Raw genomic sequence first — 19962 nt, 5'->3', positions numbered from 1 at the left:
CCTGTCAATGTTGCCACTACAGGTTTTTTCATTGCCATAGCTTCAATCAAGCTTCTCCCAAATCCTTCATTAGCGCCTTCAAGAGAGGGAAATACTGCCACATCAAATGCCGATGTAATTTCAGCTATATTGCTCCTATACCCCGCAAAGACCACATTTTCTGAAACCCCCAAATTTTCTGCTTCATTCTTTAAAAAATTTAAATATTCACTTTCTTTCTTTGAAGTTTCACCTACAATCATAACTTTAATAGAAGGCACCTTCTCCTTTATAATTGCAGCCGCCCTGATGACTTCAAGCTGTCCCTTTTGCGGAGATACTCGCCCTACAATTCCAACCAATGGTGAATGGGGAGGAAGGGAAAACTTTTCCTTGACCTCACTCTGTACGAATTTTGAAGGATTAAATCTATTCATATCAACGCCATTATAAATTATCTCAACTTTATCTCTATATTTCCAGCCGTTAAAAGATTCAGCAACTTTTTGAGATACGCAAATTATTCTATCGGCTGAGGCAAGATTATATTTTTTGATTTTATCGTAGCTGAAAGTGTTTCTTATATGGCAGACAAGCGGAATTTTGAGGTTTTTTGCTATTATGCTGCCATAAGGATTGTCCCAAAGAGTGTTGCAATGAATAAGTGAAACAGACTGCTTTTTTGCATAGTCGATAAGCTTCTTCAAAATAAATGGACGGCTTAAGAATCCTTTTGCCTTTCTCCACATCTCCATTTTTACAATTTCATAGCCAATTTTTCTTTTTTTAAGCTCATCTGTAAATTTCCCTTCCGAAGAAGTTACAACTAAGGGGAGAAAATTCTCACTATTGAGGTTTTCCATAAGGAGAAGAAGGCTCTCAATTGCCCCTCCCATTCTTGTTACGCCTTGTATGTATAAAATTTTTTTAGCCATTGGAATTCAAAGTGTGAAACTAAGTATAAAAGGATATATTTTTTTACTGTATATAACCAAGAGCTTTCAAATCTCTTGATTTTTCCGGTGAAATCTCAGGACTGAATGAGTAATCATAAGGATATTTTTCCCTAAACATTTTTATTTCATTTAACATCGAAATGGCTCTTCCCTTATTTTCAAAAGCTACATTATGAATTTCATTTCTGTCTTCATCGAGATTGTAAAGTTCAACCCTCTCTGAAGGAAAACTTGCTATCAGCTTCCAAGGGGAGTCAATCAATGCAATCTGCTCTTCTGCTAAAAAGGGTCTAAGTATCGTCTTGGCTTTACGTCGTTGGACAAAAATATGCCTTTCTCTATCGCTTGATGTCATTTCACCTCTAAGCATATTTGCAAGGGATTTGCCATTAAAAGTAAAAGAGAAAGGATTCCCTTCGCATAGCTCAACGATGGTAGGCGCAATGTCAATCTGTTGAATTGGCATACCAATCCTTTTCCCGCTCTTTATCTTATTGTCCCATCTGAATACTGTCAACACTTTGATTGTTGGATTAAAAAGGTATTCTCCATGGTCAAAGGCATAGTTTTCTCTTTCTTGAAGTTCAGCCATATCTTCGCCATGGTCTGAAACTACAACATATAAAGGCAACGATTCGCCTTCCCTTATATATCCTTCTATCTCTCTTATTGTTTTTCCGAAATAGTAATCCATAAACGCTATCTCACCATCATAGAGAGAAATCATATATTCAATTTCCTGAGGATTATATTTCAAAGGTGGGTCGTCAAGAAATTCTCTATCCTTTGGAATCTGTCCCCTATAGCCATCATTGTAAATGCTGTTGAACGGATAGGGTGGGTTGTAGTCATAGTGGGGATCAAAAAAATGTATCCACAAAAAATAGGATTTTTTACCATTTTCCCTTAACCAATTTTTGACTATATGAAAGGTTTTGTCAGCGCTTCTCTCATCTTCAGGAGCTGAAATATAGTCAAATCCTTTTATCCCTAACTCTTGAGGATTGAGATGGGCACGGCTGACAATAGCGGCAGTTTCTTCTATGCCAATATTTTTTGCCCATAAAGCAAGAGAGAAGATATCGTCTCTTGTTATTTCATATCCGTTGCCCATTATTCCATGTACACGGGGATACAAACCTGTCAATATGGATGTATGGGCAGGGTCAGTTGTTGGCAGTGCGCTGTATGCTTCTGTAAAAAGTACTCCTTTTCGTGCAAAGGCATCAATATTTGGTGATGTATTTCGCTCATACCCTGCACATCCTAAATGGTCATAGCGCAAGGTATCAAAAGTTATAAGGACTATTCTCTTTTGGTCATGTCTTTCAAGGTGGTCATTTTCTGACAGATTGTGCGCTTTTAAACTGCCTGATTTAACAGTATATAAAACAATTAGTGCTATTAGAAACAATCCCGTCAATAAACGCTTCATATTGTCAAAATCTAATGAGTTACCAACTTTTGGCTTTCTTCTGCGCTTCTAAATTGGATTTCATAAAGTTTACTGTAAATACCCTTCTTTTTTAATAATTCTTCATGCCTGCCAATTTCGGCAATTGTGCCATCACTGAGTACAATGATACGGTCTGCATGAACAATTGTTGAAAGACGGTGAGCTATGACAAAAGTCGTTCTCTCCTTCATCAAGTTTTCAAGGGCTTTTTGCACCATTTTCTCAGATTCTGAATCAAGTGCTGAAGTTGCTTCATCGAGAATTAGAATATCAGGGTTTTTAAGAATTGCACGGGCAATCGAAATCCTTTGCTTTTCTCCTCCTGATAATCTTACGCCTCTCTCGCCTATGACAGTATCGTAACCATCAGGAAAAGCAGATATAAAATCGTGGGCATAAGCAAGCTTTGCAGCTTCTATAACTTCTTCCATAGCTGCATTCTGCCTACCATAAGCAATATTGTTGGCAATTGTGTCATTAAAAAGGAATGTCTCTTGTGTTACTATTCCTATCATTGAGCGAAGAGATGAAAGAGAAACTTCGGATATATCTATGCCGTCTATCAGGATTTTTCCTTCTGTAGGGTCATAGAATCGAGGTATTAGGTCAACTAAAGTAGATTTGCCAACGCCGCTTGGGCCTACAATAGCGACTATTTCTCCTTTCTTTATTGAAAAATTGATATTTTTCAAAACTAATCCATCCTTTTTGTTATACATAAAGGAAACATTTTCAAATTCAATTTTCTCTTTGAATGAATCAATATGGATGGGCGATTCACTTTCTTTAATTTCAGGCATCGTATCCATTAGCTCAAAGACCCTTTCAGCACCTGCCATAGCTTTTTGAATTTGATTGTTCATTTTAGTGAGTTTTCTCAAAGGGTCATAGAGAAGGGCAAGAGCCGCTAAAAATGAAAAGAATGTTCCCGGTGTGCTGTATCCGTTTATTACTCTAAATCCTCCATACCACAATATAAATGCGCCTGCTATGGCACCTAAAAACTCCATAAGAGGCGAACTTATTTCATTAACCCTTACTCCTTTCATACTTATATCAAAATTTCTTTTATTCACTTTTTGAAATCTTTTTTTCTCATATTCTTCCATAACAAATGCCTTTACTATTTTTATTCCTGAAAAGGATTCCTGAAGGACTGAATTTAGGCTTGCGCTGTTTTCCAAACTCTTTTTGCTTATTTTCTTAATTTTCTTTCCAAAAGAATTCATCATTATCCCTACAAAAGGGAGAATAAAAACCGCAATAATAGCAAGCTGCCAATCCTGATAAAAGAGCACAGCAATGAGCGAAAAGAGAGTAAAAATCTGCCTTAAAAAATCAGGAATAATATCAGAAGCAACAGAAGAAAGAATTTTTACATCGTTCGTTATCCTTGACATCAAAGCCCCGCAGGGAATTTTATGAAAAAAAGAAAGACTGAGACTTTGAATATGATTGTATAGATCTCTCCGAATTTCCATCACAACTTTCAGGGCAACATGCTTCATCAGGTAGTTTTGAAGATACCGCGCCATTCCCTGCACGCCAAAAAGGAGTAATATTCCTATTGGCAAAAGTATCAATTTTGTTTTATCACCTTTGAGAAAAATCTCATCAAGGGCAGGTTTAACAGCCCATGCCGTAAGCCCTTTGGTAGAAGAGACAACAAGAGCAAAAGATGTGCCAACGACCATCCTAAACCAGTATTTTTTTACATACTGAAACAGCCGACTGTATAGCTCTATCAAATTTGAGCCGCTAATTTTTTTTCTTTTTCTTTTTCCCATTGGCTGTCAACTATTTCTATGACATCTGAATCCTTCAAATCTGAATAAACGGCACAACTTGTGCCAATCCCCATTAATATCATTAAAAGAAATATCATTCTGCTTCGCCAGAAGCTTCCTATAATGCCATGGAAGAGTATTGCCGCAACACCTGTGAAACATCCCAAGAGAATAACTTTTTTTATGGAGTCATCGCTCTTTTTAATACCAGTATTTATTGTCTTGAAAAATGAAACAAAGAAAATAATTTGAGCAATCAATCCCGCAATCCCATTCTCTACAAGTGTTTCAAGAATCTGATTATGGGCATGTCCTAATTTCTGCTTTGCCCTTTTGGGTTTAAATCCTTTCTCTACATAAAGTTTATAAAAAATGTCAGAACCTGTTCCAGCACCTATTATAGGATACTTTTTTATAATCTTAACGGCTCCTTTCCAAACAAAGGGCCTTTCTACAAGGACTCTGCCGGGTTTCAAATAATCATCAAAATCAAAGATAGTTGTAACTCTTTTCATTATATTGGCAGGCAATATGAGAGGCAAAATGATTAAAATTACTGCAAGAGCATTAAGAATTTTTCTATCATAAAATATTCCACAGATAAGCAATCCCAAAATAATAGAAACCCAAGCGCCTCTCGATTGAGTAAATATCACTGCTGTCAAGCTGATAATGCCGAAGAAAAGCAAAGGTATTCTGCTCTTCCAATCCTTCACTTTCAAAGCATAAATAAGTATCAAAGGGAAAACAAGGTCTGCAAACATTCCAACTTTATTGTGATGGCCTAATGTAGCATCAAGTTTTCTTCCTGCCGGTCGTAATATTGCAAAATACTCCGCTAAGCCATAAATATTCATAAGGACAAAAGAAAACATTAGAAGCCACACCAACTGCTTTATTCTTCTTTCGCTATCAAAGAAATTAACAATAGCAAAAAAGATAAATACCGCTTTTAAGATTTCACTCCTAAAAAAATTGAGACTGCAGGCTGAATCTATGGAAAATATCGCTGAAATTAGTGCAATTAAAAAAACCAAACCTAAGGGAACATTAAGCGCAGTTTTTTTAAGAATAAATTTTCTTTCTATTATCATTGAAAGAATCCAACAAAAAGCAGCTATTATTAAACATAATGCCGAAAGAGTTGCCCTATGATTAAAGGGAAGGACAACAACATAGATTAAGATACTTATCTGTATGATATTCTTTAAAATATTTTGCATTTTCTCTTTTTCAGTCATTTATCTAAAAACACATAATTTCTAAAGCTATTGTCTCACTTTCCGTAATTTGCCATCAAGTAGTTTAGAATACAAATCCTCTGTTTTTTCAATCATTTTTTCAATCGAAAAATTTTCAAGAACTCTCTTTCTTGCTTTTTTACCAAATTCTCTTCTTAAAGATTCATTCTCTAAAAGCATTATAATCTTGTTAGCCATATCTATATAATCTTCAACTTTTACTAAAAATCCTGTTTCACCATCGACAATAGCTTCCTTATTGCCTCCCACATCAGTTGCCACGACAGGTATTCCGCAAGACATAGATTCAAGGACAACATTGGAAAATCCCTCTTTAAGAGAGCTTAAAACTGAAATATGAGATGATTGAAATATTTTTGCCATATCATCCCGCTTCCCTGTCATTATCACCTTGTCATCGATTCCAAGATTGTATGCCAATCGCTTAATCTCTTCCCTGCATTTACCCCTACCCACAATACAAAATCTTACTTTTCCTGCAAAATTTTTGATAACCTCTTTTGCTGCGTACAGGAAAGTTTTATGGTCTTTTTGAGGCATAAGGCGTGCAGAGTTGACTATAATCTTTTCATCTTCGCCAATTCCAAACTCTTCCAAGAATTCCTTTGACCTATCTGCAGGTGTAAAAACTTCGGTATCAACGCCATTATAAATGACACAGCACTTATCTTCTTTTATTCCTGTTTTTTCCATAAAATCCCTTTTAACTTCATTCGAGACAGCTATAACACAATCTCTAAATCTATTGACGAATCTATCCATTATAATCTGTCTCCTTGTATCCCATTGTGATACATTGTGGACATTTGATATTATCACGGGAATTTTTGCAATCTTTGCAGATAAAGTCCCCGAAACATTAGGCCTATACATATGAGTGTGGACGATTTGCGCTTTCATCTTTTTAAGAAGTTGAGATAAACTGAACAAGCTTTGTGGATGAATTCTGCCTTTAAAAGGAACTAAATAAACTGGAATGCCTCTTTTTTCGAGTTCATCTGCAAGTTCTCCCTTTTCTCTGATGCATACAACAGAAATATTGAAATTTTCCTGAAGGCGCGGCAATATTGAAACAAGACGCCTTTCGACACCTCCAACCGGAAGGTCAGATATTATGCGAACCAAATTGACTTTCTTCGAATTCTTCAAATCGCCTGCCTTTTTTCTAAAAGCTCATAGTAAAATTCTTCAATTGCCTTGATTCTGCTCTCCAAGGAAAACTTCTCTAAAATAAGCTGGTAGGCATTTTCTCCCATTTCTCTCAAAAGTTCGCAATTGTCTGCAATTTTAATTATGCCTTCAGCAAGGGCTGAAGAATCTTTTGGAGGTACAAGGATTCCTGTTTTCCCGTCAATGACTAGTTCAGGATTCCCTGCAATCTTTGTTGCAACAACAGGTGTTTTCATAGCAAAAGATTCCCTTATTGTACCTGTAAGACCCTCTCCATCATATGAAGCATTTACTGTAATGTCCATAGCTGAAATGATTTCAGGCACATCCTCCCTAAACCCTGTAAAGATTAGTTTATCTCCAATGCCAAGCTCATCTATTCTTCTATTCAATTGTTTGAAGGTTTCTCTTTCCTCATTGTATCTTCCAACAATGAAAAAAAGCGCTTTTGGAAACTTTTCCACTACCTTTTTTGCTGCCTCAACGAAATAGATATGCCCCTTCCATCTTCTTATATTTGCAATGATTCCAACGAGAGGATAACTATCCCTCACATTAAACTCATTTCTGATCTTCGTTGGTGATATTCTATAATCGAATCTTTCAAGGTCTGTACCTCCATAGATTACACGCACTTTATCCGCTTGAATCCCTGAACTTTTAATCATTATTTCCCTTACGACATTGGAAACTGCCACAACTCCATCAAGACGCGAAAGGCGGTATTTTATACTGTTAAATATATCGAGAGGAAACATTACCCCTCTGTTTGCCACTAGCACTGTTTTCCTGTTTCCCACAAGGGCGGCAAGGGACAATGAAAGGGCAAGTCCCTTGTGGGCGTGAATAACATCAGGTTTGAATTTTTTGATAATCGCTCTGAGTTTAAATACAGATTTCAGATCGAATTCATTCTTCATTGGAATCGCCTCATATGGGATACCAAACTCTTCAGCTTTCTTTATTGATTGCTTTCCGGGGCGAATAATCAGGAGAGAATCATGGCCTCTCTCATAAAGTCCTTTTGCAAGCTGATATGCTTGAAGTGTCCCACCGCTGTGGCATCCTGCCCTTGGGATAATCTGAATTGTGTTGAGTTTTCTTTTCATCCTTTTGATGGGAGGTTATACTTTTGCTGATGTTATCTCTTTTTGGGCTTGATATTTCCCCTTTCTATCAGCATAGGAAACAAGACAGGTTTCATCGCTTTCAATAAAAACTATCTGAGAAATTCCTTCCAATGCATAAAGCTTCACTCTATTCAACGAGATATTCGAAATTGCTATCGTTATATATCCTTCCCATTCCGGTTCAAGGGGAGTAATATTTACCAATATCCCACATCTTGCATATGTGGACTTGCCAAAACACAGAACAATAACATTACGGGGAATTCTAAAATATTCAAGGGAACGGCCAAGGACTGTTTGACCCGGTTTTATCTCAAATACATCTGTTTTTATGGTTTCAAAATCATATCTTTTGGAATCTTTCGGATCTACTGTTTCCATTTTCCCTGTATCATTGATGACCTTAAATTCATTAAAAAGCCGTATATCATATCCATAAGAAGACAATCCGTAAGATATTACTCCATTGCTTGAAAGTTTTTCGCAAAAGGGTTCTATCATCCCTCTTTCGAGGGACATTCTTTTTATCCATTCATCATTCTTCACAGGCATATGGTTTTTTCTCCTCAAAGGATATTTTAAATGGATTTACTGAAAGATATCAAGACATTATAGTTCTATGAGGGATTAAAAAACTCTCGTATCTAACCTTTTATTTCCTTCTAACTAATTAGATTCATAAACTCCGCTCTTGTTTCAGGCCTTCTGAATGCACCGAGAATCGAGCTCGTAACAACCCTTGCATCGTGCTCTTGTGCGCCTCCCATCATCATACATAGATGTTTTGCTTCAATAACAACGGCGACGCCTAAGGGATTCAATTCCTCGTTAATTGTCTGCGCAATCTGATTTGTCAAACGTTCTTGTATTTGAAGCCGTTTCGAATAAATTTCTACGACTCGCGCCAACTTGTTGAGTCCCACAAGTTTCTTCCTTGGTATATAGGCAACATGGCACTTGCCATAAAAGGGAAGAAGATGATGTTCGCAAAGACTAAATATATCTATTCCTTTCAATAAAATCATTTCTTCATAATCTTCAGTGAAACCTGCGCCTTCAAGAGCTTTTTTAGGATCTTCCTTATAGCCGCTAGTCAGAAATTCTATTGTTTCAATGACTCTCTTGGGTGTTTTTAATAAGCCCTCCCGTGATACATCTTCGCCAATTGCACTCAATATTTCTTTGACATACTTTTCAACTCTTTCCATAACAGCACTTCCTACCCTTAAAAATTCCTTCAAACTTCAGTTAATTCATTGAAATTACTAAACATTTTCCATCCAAATTTATGAGCTGGACAAAATTCTTCTTTTCATTCTATGATGGATGGATTTTTTCTGCTTTCTCTAAATTTCTTGCAGATTAATTTCCCTGTTTTCTCTTAAAAGATTTCAACAGGCTACAGTATATTCTTATACTGTTCAGGGTCAAGAATAAAAGGATTGTTTTTTCTTTCAATGCCTATTGTAGTATCAGGACCATGTCCGCAAAAAACCCTAATATCATCTCCAAGTGGTACTATCTTATTGATAATGGAATCCATTATTTGGCTGTAACTTCCTCCCGGAAAATCGGTTCTTCCGATTGAGTTTCTGAAAAGCGTATCTCCCGAAAATAGAATGTCTGAAATCTTATAACATACACCGCCGCGAGTATGGCCCGGTGTATGAATTACATCAAACCTAAAATTGTCAAAAGTTAGCACTTCATTTTCATTCTTCAAAAAAATATCTACCTCAGGAATATCTCCAAATGAAAGGCCCACCATCCTCGATTGCTCATCAGCCATTTTCAAAAGCCCTTCATCATCCTTATGAAGGACAAACGGTACACTATATCTTTTTTTCAAATCTTCAACTGCGCCTATATGGTCGATATGAGCATGCGTGGCAAGGAGAACCAATGGAGTAAGATTATTCTTTTCAAGATGAGATATGATTTTTTCTGACTCGTCTCCCGGGTCAACAACAACTGCTTTGCCCTCTTCATTACTTAGAATAAAGCAGTTTTCCATAAACGGTCCCACAGTAAAACAATCAACTGCTATTCTTTTCCTTTCCACTGCTCTCCTCCTTCCCACACCTCTTTTTTCCAAATAGGTGTTATTTCCTTGATTCTGTCAATTATGTATTTGCAGGCAAGAAAGCCATCCTCTCTATGAGGAGAGGAAACAGCTATTCCTACGCTTGCTTCCCCCACATTCACTCTGCCGATTTTGTGATAAACGCAAACTTCTGCAATTTTAAACTTGGATTTTGCTTCTTCTCCTATCTTCTTCATTTGCTCCTCAGCCATTTCCGGATAGGCATCATAATCAAGATAAGAAATCCTTCTTTCATCTCCCTCATCGATTGCTCTCGTTACGCCTAAAAAAGTGACAATTGCACCTGCCCTTTCAGAAGCAACCTTTTTAATTATTTCATTTATATCAATATCTTCTTTCGTTATCTTATACATATCAAAATCTCCCATTTACTGTCCGCCGCTTACAGGAGGTATTAGGGCTACCTCGTCACCATCTTTGAGCAAATAGCTGTTGTCACGGTATTCTTTATTGACGGCAACCATTAGAGTTTTTTCCATCTGTGCAACGATTTCATACTTTTCTGAAAGTCTTTTCATCAAATCACCAACGGTTTCTCCTTCTCTTGCCGTAATTTCTTCACTCTTCTTGCCAAGTTTTTCTCTGATTGCCGCAAAATATAGAATTTTTAAAGTCATTTCCACTCTTCTTTCTTAATCTCTTCATAAATTTTTCTGCGCGCTTTTTCAAGGTCTTCAGGAAAGTCTATTTCAATCCATGGCAATCCGCCAATATCAACCACATATAGAGGGTAATATTGGGCTAATTCCTTAAAAGCATAAGGCGCCCATTCATTAGTTTTGCCATTTGCTATCAACTCATCCATCAACTTGAAAAGTTCTTTACCACCCTCTCTGCCAAATTTGATTAGACCAAGATTTTCTCCGTCAGCATCCTCCGGCTTCATCGACTTGCTCATATCAGCAACTTTTCCATCCTTTACTTTTACTTTCATCTCCTCTTCATTCAGTATGCTTGTATAGTCAACTGTAATGCAATCTTCCCTTGAAAAGGACACAAGTTTTTTCATTATTTTTGGATGAAAAAAAACATCAGAATTGAGAATTACAAAAGAACTCCCCAGAAGATTTTTTTTAGCCAACCAAAGGGAATATATGCTGCTCGTTTCTTTATAATTTTCATTATGAACAAAATCACAGCTCTCCCCTATACAATTTCTAATCTTATCTGCGCCAAACCCTGTAACAATAGTAATCTCATCAATGCCATTTGCTTTAAGACTATCAATCTGATGATTGATTATTGGTTTAGTCCCAATCTCAAGCAGGCATTTCGGTGTGTCTATGGTATAGGGATGAAGCCGTTTGCTTTCACCTGCGGCGAGTATCACTGCTTTCATTGAAATTTCATTTCCTCCATTTCAAGGTATCTGTATATCGATTCAACTGCTTTCTTAGTCGCACATCCTATATTATAGAAAAGGTCCTCTGCCATCTTTCTCCTAATTTCTGAATGTTCCTCAGGATGAGTGAGCCCTCTTTTTACGGCATCAATAATCTCATCAACGCCCTTGGCTATATAGCCTGATTTCCTTCCCCAAGTTTTAAGCTCTATACTATTTTTATATCTTTCTTCAAGTTTTGGAGTATCTATAAATACAATCGGTCTGTCAAGAAGCAGAAACTCATTGGCAACAGAACTTAGGTCAGAAATCAAAAGGTCGCTCGAGAAAAGATAAGGAATAATATCATAATCTCTAACAACCCTGAAGTTTCTTCTCTCCTGTTCTATCTCCGAAAGCTTTTTTGCCCAATCGACAGGATTTCTCCTCAAATCATAGGAATGGTCGTGAAGTTTTGCAAGAAGGTTGATATTTTCGCGCGAGAGTTTTTTCAGCAATTCTTCACCAACGGAGTAAAGAGATGATTTCTGCGACCAAGTAGGTGCATAAATGACAACAGGTAAGTTAGGATTCAGAGATAAAGATGAAAGTATTTCCTCTCGTTTCAGGGTATTGTTGACTAAAGCATCGAGTTTGGGCATTCCTATCTTTTCTATTCTTTCATCGTTTTCTCTCAATATCCCATCATTTATGAATTTTCTTCGCATATACTCACCTGTAATAAATAGCTTATCGAAGCTGTAAACCTTTTCAGAATATGCTTTCCCTTTGAAAGAGACACCATGGAAAGTATGAACTTTTACTTTGCATCTTTTACCTACCATCATAATGTCAGGACTTATATAGAGATCGAATTTTTTTAGAGGCGCCAACCTCAAATGGACAAGTTTTTCTTCATACATTCCAAGTTTTGAATAAAATAATTTTTTGGGATTTTTTGAACCTTCGTATTTTGATGTAAAAAAGATTTCAATCCTCTTATCTTTCTTCAAAAATTGATGTATTGGCTTGAAAATGAAGTAATTCATTGGAGAAATGCCAAAAAAAAGAATTTTTCTTTGTTTTTTCATAGATTAATAAAGTGAAGTGATTACACTTAGAGAATTCCCTTTGAATCGAGCACCTTGTAATAAATCTTTTCTATTCTATCACAACGGATAGTATTGTTGCACTTCTCAAATACTACCTTTTTGCCCTCCCTTCCCATAACCGCTCCTTCTTCAGGATGGTCTAAAAGATAAATTATTGCCTGCGCCATTGCATCTGTATTCTTTGGAGGCACAAGGATACCTGTCTTACCATGAATTACAATCTCCTTGTTGCCTGCCACATCCGTAGAAACTACAGGTTTACCCAATGCCAAAGATTCTCGCACCGCTCCTGTAAGCCCTTCTCCTTTTGTTGCAGAGCAAACAGAAACATCAAAAGAGGAAATCACTTCAGGTATATCAGCTCTATAACCTGTAAATATGACATTTTTTTCAATTCCCAATTCTTTTACCTTGTCTGCAAATTTTTCCTTCAACCCTCTTCCCACAAGCATAAACACAACATCGGGCTTTTTCTCCAAAACCTTTTTAATTGTCTCAAAATAGAAAAGATGCCCCTTTTTTCCTTGCGGTGCCGCAATATTTCCAACAATCTTTCTTCCATTATCAAGTCCAAATTCCCTTCTAACAACGCCGGAGTCGTACTCTTTGTTGAAGATATTTTCATCAAAACTTCCATAAACCACCTCAACCTTATCCGGATTCATACCGCATCTATGAACCAAAACATCTTTCACTGCCTGCGCAACAGCACAAGTGCAGTCGAGCTTCTTCGAGAAATAGAGCTTTCGTTCCTTCTTCTTGAGGCGGTAATTATTTCCCCTGTTAGTAAACAGACTTTTCAACTTCAATCCTATTGCCGAACGAAGGACAAATCGCAAAGCAATATCCCGGTGTGTATGAATAACATCATAATCTTCTGATTTAAGAGCTTTTCTGAATTTTAGTGCATCTTTCAGTGAATCCATCCTATAAAAGCTGTAAGGAATCCCTTTATCTTCAACACAGCGCAGTGTTTCCAAATCCTCTTTTAAAAGTTTTTCTCCTCTATTGAATATCATCGATACATTATGTCCCCTTTCTTTCAATCCAAGGGCAAGGAGATATCCCTGCACTGCGCCCCCTCGTACCATATTTTTATGTGAAAGCACCTGCAATATTTTCAGTTTTCGCCTTTTATTCATTATCTTCTTTCCAATCCCAAATAATCATAAATGTTGCTTACAGCTATTTCTGTTGCCTTCCCAAAATTTGCAAATAAATCATTTGCTATTGCCTTTCTAATACTGCTTTTTTCTTTTGGATTTTTCATTGCTCTTTCTAAAGCTTTGTCAAATTCTTCCATATTCCCTACTACTTCTCCTCCCTTTCTTCCCCAAGTATCCAAGTCTGCGCTTTTTTCATATGCCTTCAAAAGCTCTGGAGTGTCCAAAAAGATGATAGGTCTGTCTAAAAGAGTAAATTCATTGGCCACTGAGCTTGCATCGCTTACCAAAATATCTGACACATACATATAAGGAATAATATCAAATTCCTCGATAAGCCGCGTATTGTCTCCTTTCATTCTATTTATTACACTTCTCCAATCTACATCATTTCTTGAAGGGTCAAAAAGGAGGTCATGAAGTTTTATCAAAAAATTTACATTCTTGCGTGCCATATAGTTGAGCAACTCTTCTCCAAAAAGATAGACAGAGGAATTCCTTGAGTGAGTAGGGGCGTAAAGAATCGTTGGAAGCGAAGGATCAAGACCCAACTCATTCAATATTTTTTCCCTTTCGAATACATTATTATTCAATACATCAAGTTTGGGCACTCCTATCATAACCATCTTTTCATCGTTAGGAGGAAGTATTCCTCGGCCTTCAATGTATCGCTTCATATATGGTCCTGCAATAAAAAGCTTGTCAAATTTTTTTATTTTCCCCCTAACTGTGCTGTTTCGAAAGGAAACGCCATGAAAGAGATGAATCTTCATAGGAATTTTTGGGTTATCGAATCCAAAGTCACAGCAGAGTAAAAGGTCAAATTTCATTCTCTTGGCTATTTTCTTCAATACTATTCTTTCATCCGGCACTTCATTAAAAGAGTTATATGCCCTTCTTTCATTCTTCTTCTCTAAAAAACGCATCGTAAAATAGATGGATATCCTGTCATCATCCCTCAAGGCCTCATAGATTGGCTTCAATATGGCATAATTCATTGGAATGGCTATATAAAAGAGAACTTTCTTCTTTTTTGAAAGAAAAATCATTTCGCCGATTCTCTCTTCAATTTTTTATCGAACTCTTCAAAATAAACTTCCTCTGTTGCTTCTGCCATCTTCTCTTTGGTAAATTCTTCTTCAATCATTCTTCTTCCTGCTTCTCCAAACTTTACGCGCAATGTTTTGTCTTCAATCAACCTTGAAAGCTTTATGGCAAGCTCCTCACTGTTTCCCGGTTGAAAAAGGAAGCCTGTCGTACCATCTCTTACCGATGTATGCACACCTCCCAAATCTGCTGCAACTACCGGTTTTTTCATTGCAAATGCTTCAAGTATAGCAGTGCCAAGTGACTCTCCTGCAGTAGGAGTCAATGTGAAAATATCGAGTGCAGATAAAAACTGAGGAATATCTTTTCTAAATCCTGCAAAGATGACATAATCGGCAATACCTTTTTCCTTTACTTCATTTTTCAATTCTTCTTCGAGAGGTCCTTCACCTGCAAGAATAAATTTCACATCTTTCCTGTTTTCTATAATTTTTTGAGCAGCATCAAGAAGTACTCTATGTCCTTTTTCACGGGCAAATCTTCCAACCATACCAATCAGTGTCTCATTTTCCTTTATATTGAATTCCCTTCTGATTGTCTCTCGTGCTTCCACATCATCAGGAGAAAATCTATCCAAATCAACACTGCTTGGAATTATCTTGATCTCTTGTGGAGGCAAAAGCCCGTTCTTTTCAAAAATTTCTGTTACGCCGTCAGATACTGCAATAACTCTATCTATGATTCTTCTATACAGATATCTGTTAAAAAAATGAGTGGCTATAGGAAATATATTATGCCTTGTTCTTATAATAACTGGCTTATTCTTTGCCAAACGCCCTGCTACTGCACATATCCAAGTATCCTGCGAACCATGAGTGTGTACAATATCTATATCTTCAGTTTCTATCAAATTTTTAATCTTGAGAATTTCTTCTATCTTCTCATAAGGCTTGAACTTTCTGTCAAAAGCGAGGTCGTCATAAACAGGCAGAGACTGCTCTTTTGCCCTCTGCGAAAGCGTACTGCCTGAAGGCACTGCTATTATTACAAAATGCCCTCTCTTTGTAAGCTCTATGGATTTCATAAGGATTCTATTTGGCTGTCCACCCCAACCGCCTCGATGACTATTTGTCTGCAGTATTCTCAACCTCTTCTTCATCTTAGTTCAATTTGCCTCTTTTCTCCAAAATCCGATAATAGAGATTCTCTACCTTTTCAACCATTGCATCTTCAGTAAAATCTTTAAGAATCTTTTCTCTTGCTCTTTCTCCCATCAATGTCGCTTTATTTTTGTTCGACAAAAGATCAATAACGGCATTAGCAATAGCATCACTGTCCTCAGGCTTGACGAGAATGCCTGTAACTTCATCTTCAACAATTTCAGGCAGTATTCCAACAGTTGTCGTTATACATGGCTTTGCCATTGCCATTGCTTCAAGAGTGCCTCTGCTTGACCCCTCCGAACCAATGGAAGGAAGCACAAAAATATCCGCAGCAGCCAATATTTCAGGAACATCTTCTCTAAAATCGAGAAATCTAATATTCTTCTTCAAGCCCATCTTGATTGTTTTGTTAACAAGTTTTTCATAAAGTCCTACATTTTGTTTTCTTCCTCTTTGACCTGCAATGGCAAGAATTGCATCCGGGAACTTTTGAATTATCCTTTTCATAGCATCGATCATAAAGTTGTGCCCTTTAACCTTTGCAATCCTTGCAATAACGGCAATTAAAGGCGTATTTTCACTTATTCCCAACTCCTTTCTAACCTTCATTCTGTCATATTTAGAAGGGTCAAACCTGTCAGCATCAACTCCATCATATATTGTTACAATCTTTTCTTTATCATATTTTCCGTGATCAAAATAGTTCTGCCTTATGCCTTCATTCACGGCAATCACTGAATCAGTCATACGATTAAACATCCAAAGATTCGCAATATTTCTCTTAACAGGGACAACAATGTGGCGACTTCTTATCAGGGCAGGCCTATTTTTCATCCTCATTACTGCAAGCGTACCGCGCCATCCTTCAGGAGAAGAATGCATATGCACTATATCTATCTTTTCTGCCTTTATAATGCTCTTCAAACATTGAATATCCCGCCTATAGGATTTTATGAAGGCAATTGAGGGCTTAAAACCACTTTTCATATCGATTGATGTAATCGTCTTGACACCTTTCTTATAAAGCTCTCTATAACCGAGACTCGATTCTCTACATACATATATAACATTGTGTCCCCTTTCAAATAGCTTCTTTACAAGCATCATTGCGCTTGCACCTGAGCCGCCTCTTTTTCTTGTGCTTGAAATCTGAAGAATATTCAATGGTCTTCTATCAGGCATTTTCTCCTTCCTTTCGCTGATTTAATATTTCAGACCCCAATAGCTTCTGCGCTGATTTGAAAACCATATCAACAGTCACCAACTCCATACACTCATCATATCCGCATCTCTTTTTTCTGCAGGAGTCATTGCAATCTATATTAGGCTTCAGTACTATACGTTTTTCATCTTCATATCCCCATCTTTCAGGCGCGCATGCCTTCTTAGGGTCAAAAATTGCTATCATAGGAGTATCCGTAGCCGCTGCAATATGCATTGGTCCAGTATTGTTTGTAATGAAAAGAGAGCAATTAGATATAAATGCGGCAAGCTGTAAGATATTGGTTTCACTCGCAATCACTGAACCTTTCCCAATAGCTCTCGCCATTTCTTCTGCCATTGCCTTTTCTCCCGGTCCCCAAAAAATAATAATGTCAGCTCCAATCTTTTCAATCAATCTTTTTGAAAGTTCTATATAACATTTTTCAGGCCACTTTCTTGCTGAAAGGCCTGAACCGGGATTGATCCCTATTATAATATTATTATCTTTTCTAATGCCGTTTTTAGAAAAAAAATCTTCAGCATAGTTGTAATCATCCTTTGACGGATAAAGCTCAGGCAACCCTTTGATCGGTTTTGCTCCTGCCATCTCAACGAGCTCTACTGCATAATCTATTTCATGTCTCAATGCCTTTGACCTTCTTAGATAAGTCAATCGATTGAAAAGAAATTGGTACCATCTAAAACCTGTAGATATTCGTATAGGGATTCGCGCAAGAAAAACAGCCAATGCATTTCTGAAAAAAGGGAAAATAACGACGGCAGTGTCAAATCTCTCTTTTTTGATCTCTTCAACCAAGAGTAAAAGCCCTCTTAATCCTTTATGCTTCCCATTTTCATCTTCTACTATAACCTTATCAACATAAGGATTGTTAGAAAGTACATCCTTTGCATAAATACTGACCCATGCTGAAATAAAGGCATCAGGGAATGATTCTCTCAACGCTTTTAACGCAGGAGTGGCAATGATAAGGTCGCCAACCTTATCATTTCTCACTACGAGGATGCGCCTCTGGTTTTTTGATGTTTTCGGCATTTATCATTTCCCATGCTTTTGCATATTTAATATAAACATAATAGGAGGAAAGAAAGGCAAGGATTATGCCTCTAATTCCGTCCAAAAAACCAAATTTTAGAACATACATTTTCAAAAATGTAAAGAAAGGGCGAAAGAGAAGATGAGTAACACCTATTCTTTTGTGCTTTTTGCAAAGATCCATTGCCGCCCAGTTTGTATAGCGCGACATCTTCTTCATATATTGCTCAAGTGAGTTGTATGAATAATGTAAAAATGGCTCTTTGATTCTGCCTACTTTACCATCTATAATGATATCAGCATGGACTTCCTTATCTTCATATCTGCCCTTATCTCTTCTAAAAAGCCTAATATTAAGGTCATTCTCATAACCCCATCCGCCGTATTTAACTTCTCTGCCAAGAAAGAAATTCTTTCTTGGAATATAATAACCGTCATATCGAGGATTTGAAGACAGGATATTGATTATCTCATCTCTCAAGTCAGGAGTAACTCTCTCATCAGAATCAACAATCAACACCCATTCATTAGATGCTTGAGGTATTGCCCAATTTTTCTGTGTAGCTGAATTGATATACTCGTGCTGAATTACTCGAGAGGTATATTCTTTTGCAATTTCCACTGTCCTGTCGTTACTGAAAGAATCTACTACAAATATCTCATCAGCCCATTTTACGCTTTCAAGACAATCCCTTATATTTTCCTCTTCATTACAGCAGGGAATTAGTGCCGTCAGTTTTTCTCTCATAAAAATATCTTAATAATCAACAAGTTATAATCAAAAGGCATTACAACAGAATCTTGTTTATTATAACCCTAAATCATCTTTGATGTTAATAATAATGTCTCCATTATTGATGATTTTCTGAAAGATGAATTTTGAAGTGGTATTGTTGAGTTTTAGCTTCTGCTGAAATTGACATTTTCAAGATATGTTTTTATCCTGTAATTCTCACGAAGCTTATTTATCCTTTCCCTTACCTTCTCTTCCTGCAAATTCACTAAAATATCGTCTTTAACTTTATCAAAGGGAGTTATCTTCTCTTCCCTGTGGGCATTGACTCTATATATGGAATATCCCTTTTCAGTTTTTATTGGTCCTTCAATCTTCCCCACTGCTGAAGAAAATATTTTCTTTGTCAGTGTATTGCCCACGATTTTCTTTAGCTTCTTTTTTGTTAACAATTCATAAACTCCATTGTTATTTTTGGCATCTTCAATCAGAGAATATTCAAATGCAAGGTCAGTGAATTTTTTGAAATTCTCATCAAGAATCTTTCTTATTTTCTTTGCTTCCTCCTCTTTTTCAACTACCATAAGGTTTAAATCCACGGATTCGGGTATCGTATAATTTTTCTTATTTTTCTTATAATATTCCCTCAACTCCTTTTCTGTAGGGGCAACCTCTTTTAAAATTTTCTTTCTCATTGCAAGGGCAATGGCATTTTTCTCAAAATGATGCATATCCTTCTTAAAGGAATCAGATTTATCCATACCAATTCTCTCAGCTTCTTCTGCAAGCATTCTCTTTTCCAAAAAATTTCTAACCATTATCACCACATTACCCTTGTCTTTCTCTGTAAGTTCCCTGCCAAGAAATTTTTTGAATGCGCCCCAAGTAAGCGTATAATCATCTACCTTCCCAATTATTGTATTATCCTCTGAAGGGGAAGCATTTTTTACCAATGATGAAATCTTTTCTTTCTCTATTGAAAAATTGTGATTCTTTTTGACTTGGTTTATTATTGCTCTTGAATATTTCTCAAAATCTTTATTTAGAATTATAACTCTTATCTTTGATTTTATCTCATCATCGAGCTCTTTCCCTTTGAAATATCCTTTCAGCTTTTCATAATACTCTTTAATTTTCTTATCAGGAATTACTGCTTCTTCAGCAACCTTTTTGTGAAGATACATTCCAGAGAGAATGCCTATTCTCGTCTTTTCTGCTTCAATCTTGAAAGTCTCTTCCTCATCGAGCTTTTTCTCTTTTCCAGTAAGATACAGGACATTCCAATTTATAATTCCATCGAGAACTTTTTTAAGTATCTCTTG

At 36.7% G+C, this 19962-nt stretch carries 20 protein-coding genes; all 20 read right to left on the bottom strand.

Annotated features, from left to right (window positions below; genetic code table 11):
- Positions 1-875 (bottom strand): glycosyltransferase family 1 protein (locus D6734_02205; protein ID RMF97452.1); only part of this gene is annotated, 875 nt, incomplete at its 3' end.
- An 82-nt stretch (positions 876-957) separates the two neighbouring features.
- Positions 958-2370 (bottom strand): hypothetical protein, encoded by a 1413-nt coding sequence (locus D6734_02200; GenBank protein ID RMF97451.1) that lies wholly within the window; start codon positions 2368-2370, stop codon positions 958-960.
- An 11-nt stretch (positions 2371-2381) separates the two neighbouring features.
- The gene (msbA, locus tag D6734_02195) at positions 2382-4136 is read right to left on the bottom strand and encodes a lipid A export permease/ATP-binding protein MsbA (protein RMF97453.1); all 1755 of its coding nucleotides are present in this window, start codon (positions 4134-4136) and stop codon (positions 2382-2384) included.
- Positions 4136-5419, bottom strand: a complete 1284-nt coding sequence (locus D6734_02190) for a hypothetical protein (GenBank protein RMF97450.1) — start codon at positions 5417-5419, stop codon at positions 4136-4138. Before D6734_02190 ends, msbA begins: the two co-directional genes overlap by 1 nt.
- Positions 5420-5446: 27 nt before the next feature.
- Positions 5447-6589 carry a glycosyltransferase gene (locus D6734_02185; GenBank protein RMF97449.1) on the bottom strand — a complete coding sequence of 381 codons (1143 nt, stop codon included), beginning with the start codon at positions 6587-6589 and terminating at the stop codon, positions 5447-5449.
- The gene (locus tag D6734_02180) at positions 6586-7719 is read right to left on the bottom strand and encodes a glycosyltransferase family 1 protein (GenBank protein ID RMF97448.1); all 1134 of its coding nucleotides are present in this window, start codon (positions 7717-7719) and stop codon (positions 6586-6588) included. Before D6734_02180 ends, D6734_02185 begins: the two co-directional genes overlap by 4 nt.
- 15 nt (positions 7720-7734) lie before the next feature.
- The gene (locus tag D6734_02175; GenBank protein RMF97447.1) at positions 7735-8292 is read right to left on the bottom strand and encodes a dCTP deaminase; all 558 of its coding nucleotides are present in this window, start codon (positions 8290-8292) and stop codon (positions 7735-7737) included.
- A gap of 110 nt (positions 8293-8402) precedes the next feature.
- Positions 8403-8948 (bottom strand): GTP cyclohydrolase I FolE, encoded by a 546-nt coding sequence (folE, locus tag D6734_02170; GenBank protein ID RMF97446.1) that lies wholly within the window; start codon positions 8946-8948, stop codon positions 8403-8405.
- A 191-nt stretch (positions 8949-9139) separates the two neighbouring features.
- Positions 9140-9802, bottom strand: coding sequence for an MBL fold metallo-hydrolase (locus tag D6734_02165; protein ID RMF97445.1), 663 nt, complete (start codon positions 9800-9802; stop codon positions 9140-9142).
- Positions 9784-10212 carry a molybdenum cofactor biosynthesis protein MoaE gene (locus D6734_02160; protein RMF97444.1) on the bottom strand — a complete coding sequence of 143 codons (429 nt, stop codon included), beginning with the start codon at positions 10210-10212 and terminating at the stop codon, positions 9784-9786. Before D6734_02160 ends, D6734_02165 begins: the two co-directional genes overlap by 19 nt.
- Positions 10213-10461, bottom strand: coding sequence for a molybdopterin converting factor subunit 1 (moaD, locus tag D6734_02155; GenBank protein ID RMF97443.1), 249 nt, complete (start codon positions 10459-10461; stop codon positions 10213-10215). It abuts the gene before it with no gap.
- Complete coding sequence (locus D6734_02150; GenBank protein ID RMF97442.1) at positions 10458-11183, bottom strand: phosphocholine cytidylyltransferase family protein; 726 nt, start codon at positions 11181-11183, stop codon at positions 10458-10460. Before D6734_02150 ends, moaD begins: the two co-directional genes overlap by 4 nt.
- Entirely contained in the window at positions 11180-12256 is a 1077-nt protein-coding gene (locus D6734_02145) for a hypothetical protein (GenBank protein ID RMF97441.1), read from the bottom strand. The genes D6734_02150 and D6734_02145 overlap by 4 nt, the downstream gene beginning before the upstream one ends.
- Positions 12257-12282: 26 nt before the next feature.
- The gene (locus D6734_02140; protein ID RMF97440.1) at positions 12283-13419 is read right to left on the bottom strand and encodes a glycosyltransferase family 1 protein; all 1137 of its coding nucleotides are present in this window, start codon (positions 13417-13419) and stop codon (positions 12283-12285) included.
- The gene (locus tag D6734_02135) at positions 13419-14489 is read right to left on the bottom strand and encodes a hypothetical protein (protein RMF97439.1); all 1071 of its coding nucleotides are present in this window, start codon (positions 14487-14489) and stop codon (positions 13419-13421) included. The genes D6734_02140 and D6734_02135 overlap by 1 nt, the downstream gene beginning before the upstream one ends.
- Positions 14486-15646 carry a glycosyltransferase family 1 protein gene (locus tag D6734_02130; protein RMF97438.1) on the bottom strand — a complete coding sequence of 387 codons (1161 nt, stop codon included), beginning with the start codon at positions 15644-15646 and terminating at the stop codon, positions 14486-14488. Before D6734_02130 ends, D6734_02135 begins: the two co-directional genes overlap by 4 nt.
- 1 nt (position 15647) lies before the next feature.
- Positions 15648-16832, bottom strand: coding sequence for a glycosyltransferase family 1 protein (locus tag D6734_02125; GenBank protein RMF97437.1), 1185 nt, complete (start codon positions 16830-16832; stop codon positions 15648-15650).
- The gene (locus tag D6734_02120) at positions 16825-17907 is read right to left on the bottom strand and encodes a glycosyltransferase family 9 protein (GenBank protein ID RMF97436.1); all 1083 of its coding nucleotides are present in this window, start codon (positions 17905-17907) and stop codon (positions 16825-16827) included. Before D6734_02120 ends, D6734_02125 begins: the two co-directional genes overlap by 8 nt.
- Positions 17858-18655, bottom strand: coding sequence for a glycosyltransferase family 2 protein (locus tag D6734_02115; protein ID RMF97435.1), 798 nt, complete (start codon positions 18653-18655; stop codon positions 17858-17860). Before D6734_02115 ends, D6734_02120 begins: the two co-directional genes overlap by 50 nt.
- A gap of 152 nt (positions 18656-18807) precedes the next feature.
- A partial coding sequence (locus tag D6734_02110; protein RMF97434.1) for a peptidyl-prolyl cis-trans isomerase occupies positions 18808-19962 on the bottom strand: 1155 nt, incomplete at its 5' end.

The organism is Candidatus Schekmanbacteria bacterium (assembly GCA_003695725.1).
In the GTDB taxonomy this organism is placed as follows: domain Bacteria; phylum Schekmanbacteria; class GWA2-38-11; order GWA2-38-11; family J061; genus J061.
The sequence above is the reverse complement of the archived record's forward strand: the minus strand, read 5'-3'. Positions and strand labels throughout refer to the sequence as shown.

Bases quoted from the DNA above. Each gene is read 5' to 3' on its own strand.
- D6734_02200 (RMF97451.1), bottom strand. From the start codon at position 2,370: ATGAAGCGTTTATTGACGGGATTGTTTCTAATAGCACTAATTGTTTTA.
- D6734_02190 (RMF97450.1), bottom strand. From the start codon at position 5,419: ATGACTGAAAAAGAGAAAATGCAAAATATTTTAAAGAATATCATACAG.
- D6734_02180 (RMF97448.1), bottom strand. From the start codon at position 7,719: ATGAAAAGAAAACTCAACACAATTCAGATTATCCCAAGGGCAGGATGC.
- D6734_02175 (RMF97447.1), bottom strand. From the start codon at position 8,292: ATGCCTGTGAAGAATGATGAATGGATAAAAAGAATGTCCCTCGAAAGA.
- folE (RMF97446.1), bottom strand. From the start codon at position 8,948: ATGGAAAGAGTTGAAAAGTATGTCAAAGAAATATTGAGTGCAATTGGC.
- D6734_02160 (RMF97444.1), bottom strand. From the start codon at position 10,212: ATGGGAGATTTTGATATGTATAAGATAACGAAAGAAGATATTGATATA.
- moaD (RMF97443.1), bottom strand. From the start codon at position 10,461: ATGACTTTAAAAATTCTATATTTTGCGGCAATCAGAGAAAAACTTGGC.
- D6734_02150 (RMF97442.1), bottom strand. From the start codon at position 11,183: ATGAAAGCAGTGATACTCGCCGCAGGTGAAAGCAAACGGCTTCATCCC.
- D6734_02145 (RMF97441.1), bottom strand. From the start codon at position 12,256: ATGAAAAAACAAAGAAAAATTCTTTTTTTTGGCATTTCTCCAATGAAT.
- D6734_02140 (RMF97440.1), bottom strand. From the start codon at position 13,419: ATGAATAAAAGGCGAAAACTGAAAATATTGCAGGTGCTTTCACATAAA.
- D6734_02135 (RMF97439.1), bottom strand. From the start codon at position 14,489: ATGATTTTTCTTTCAAAAAAGAAGAAAGTTCTCTTTTATATAGCCATT.
- D6734_02130 (RMF97438.1), bottom strand. From the start codon at position 15,646: ATGAAGAAGAGGTTGAGAATACTGCAGACAAATAGTCATCGAGGCGGT.
- D6734_02125 (RMF97437.1), bottom strand. From the start codon at position 16,832: ATGCCTGATAGAAGACCATTGAATATTCTTCAGATTTCAAGCACAAGA.
- D6734_02120 (RMF97436.1), bottom strand. From the start codon at position 17,907: ATGCCGAAAACATCAAAAAACCAGAGGCGCATCCTCGTAGTGAGAAAT.
- D6734_02115 (RMF97435.1), bottom strand. From the start codon at position 18,655: ATGAGAGAAAAACTGACGGCACTAATTCCCTGCTGTAATGAAGAGGAA.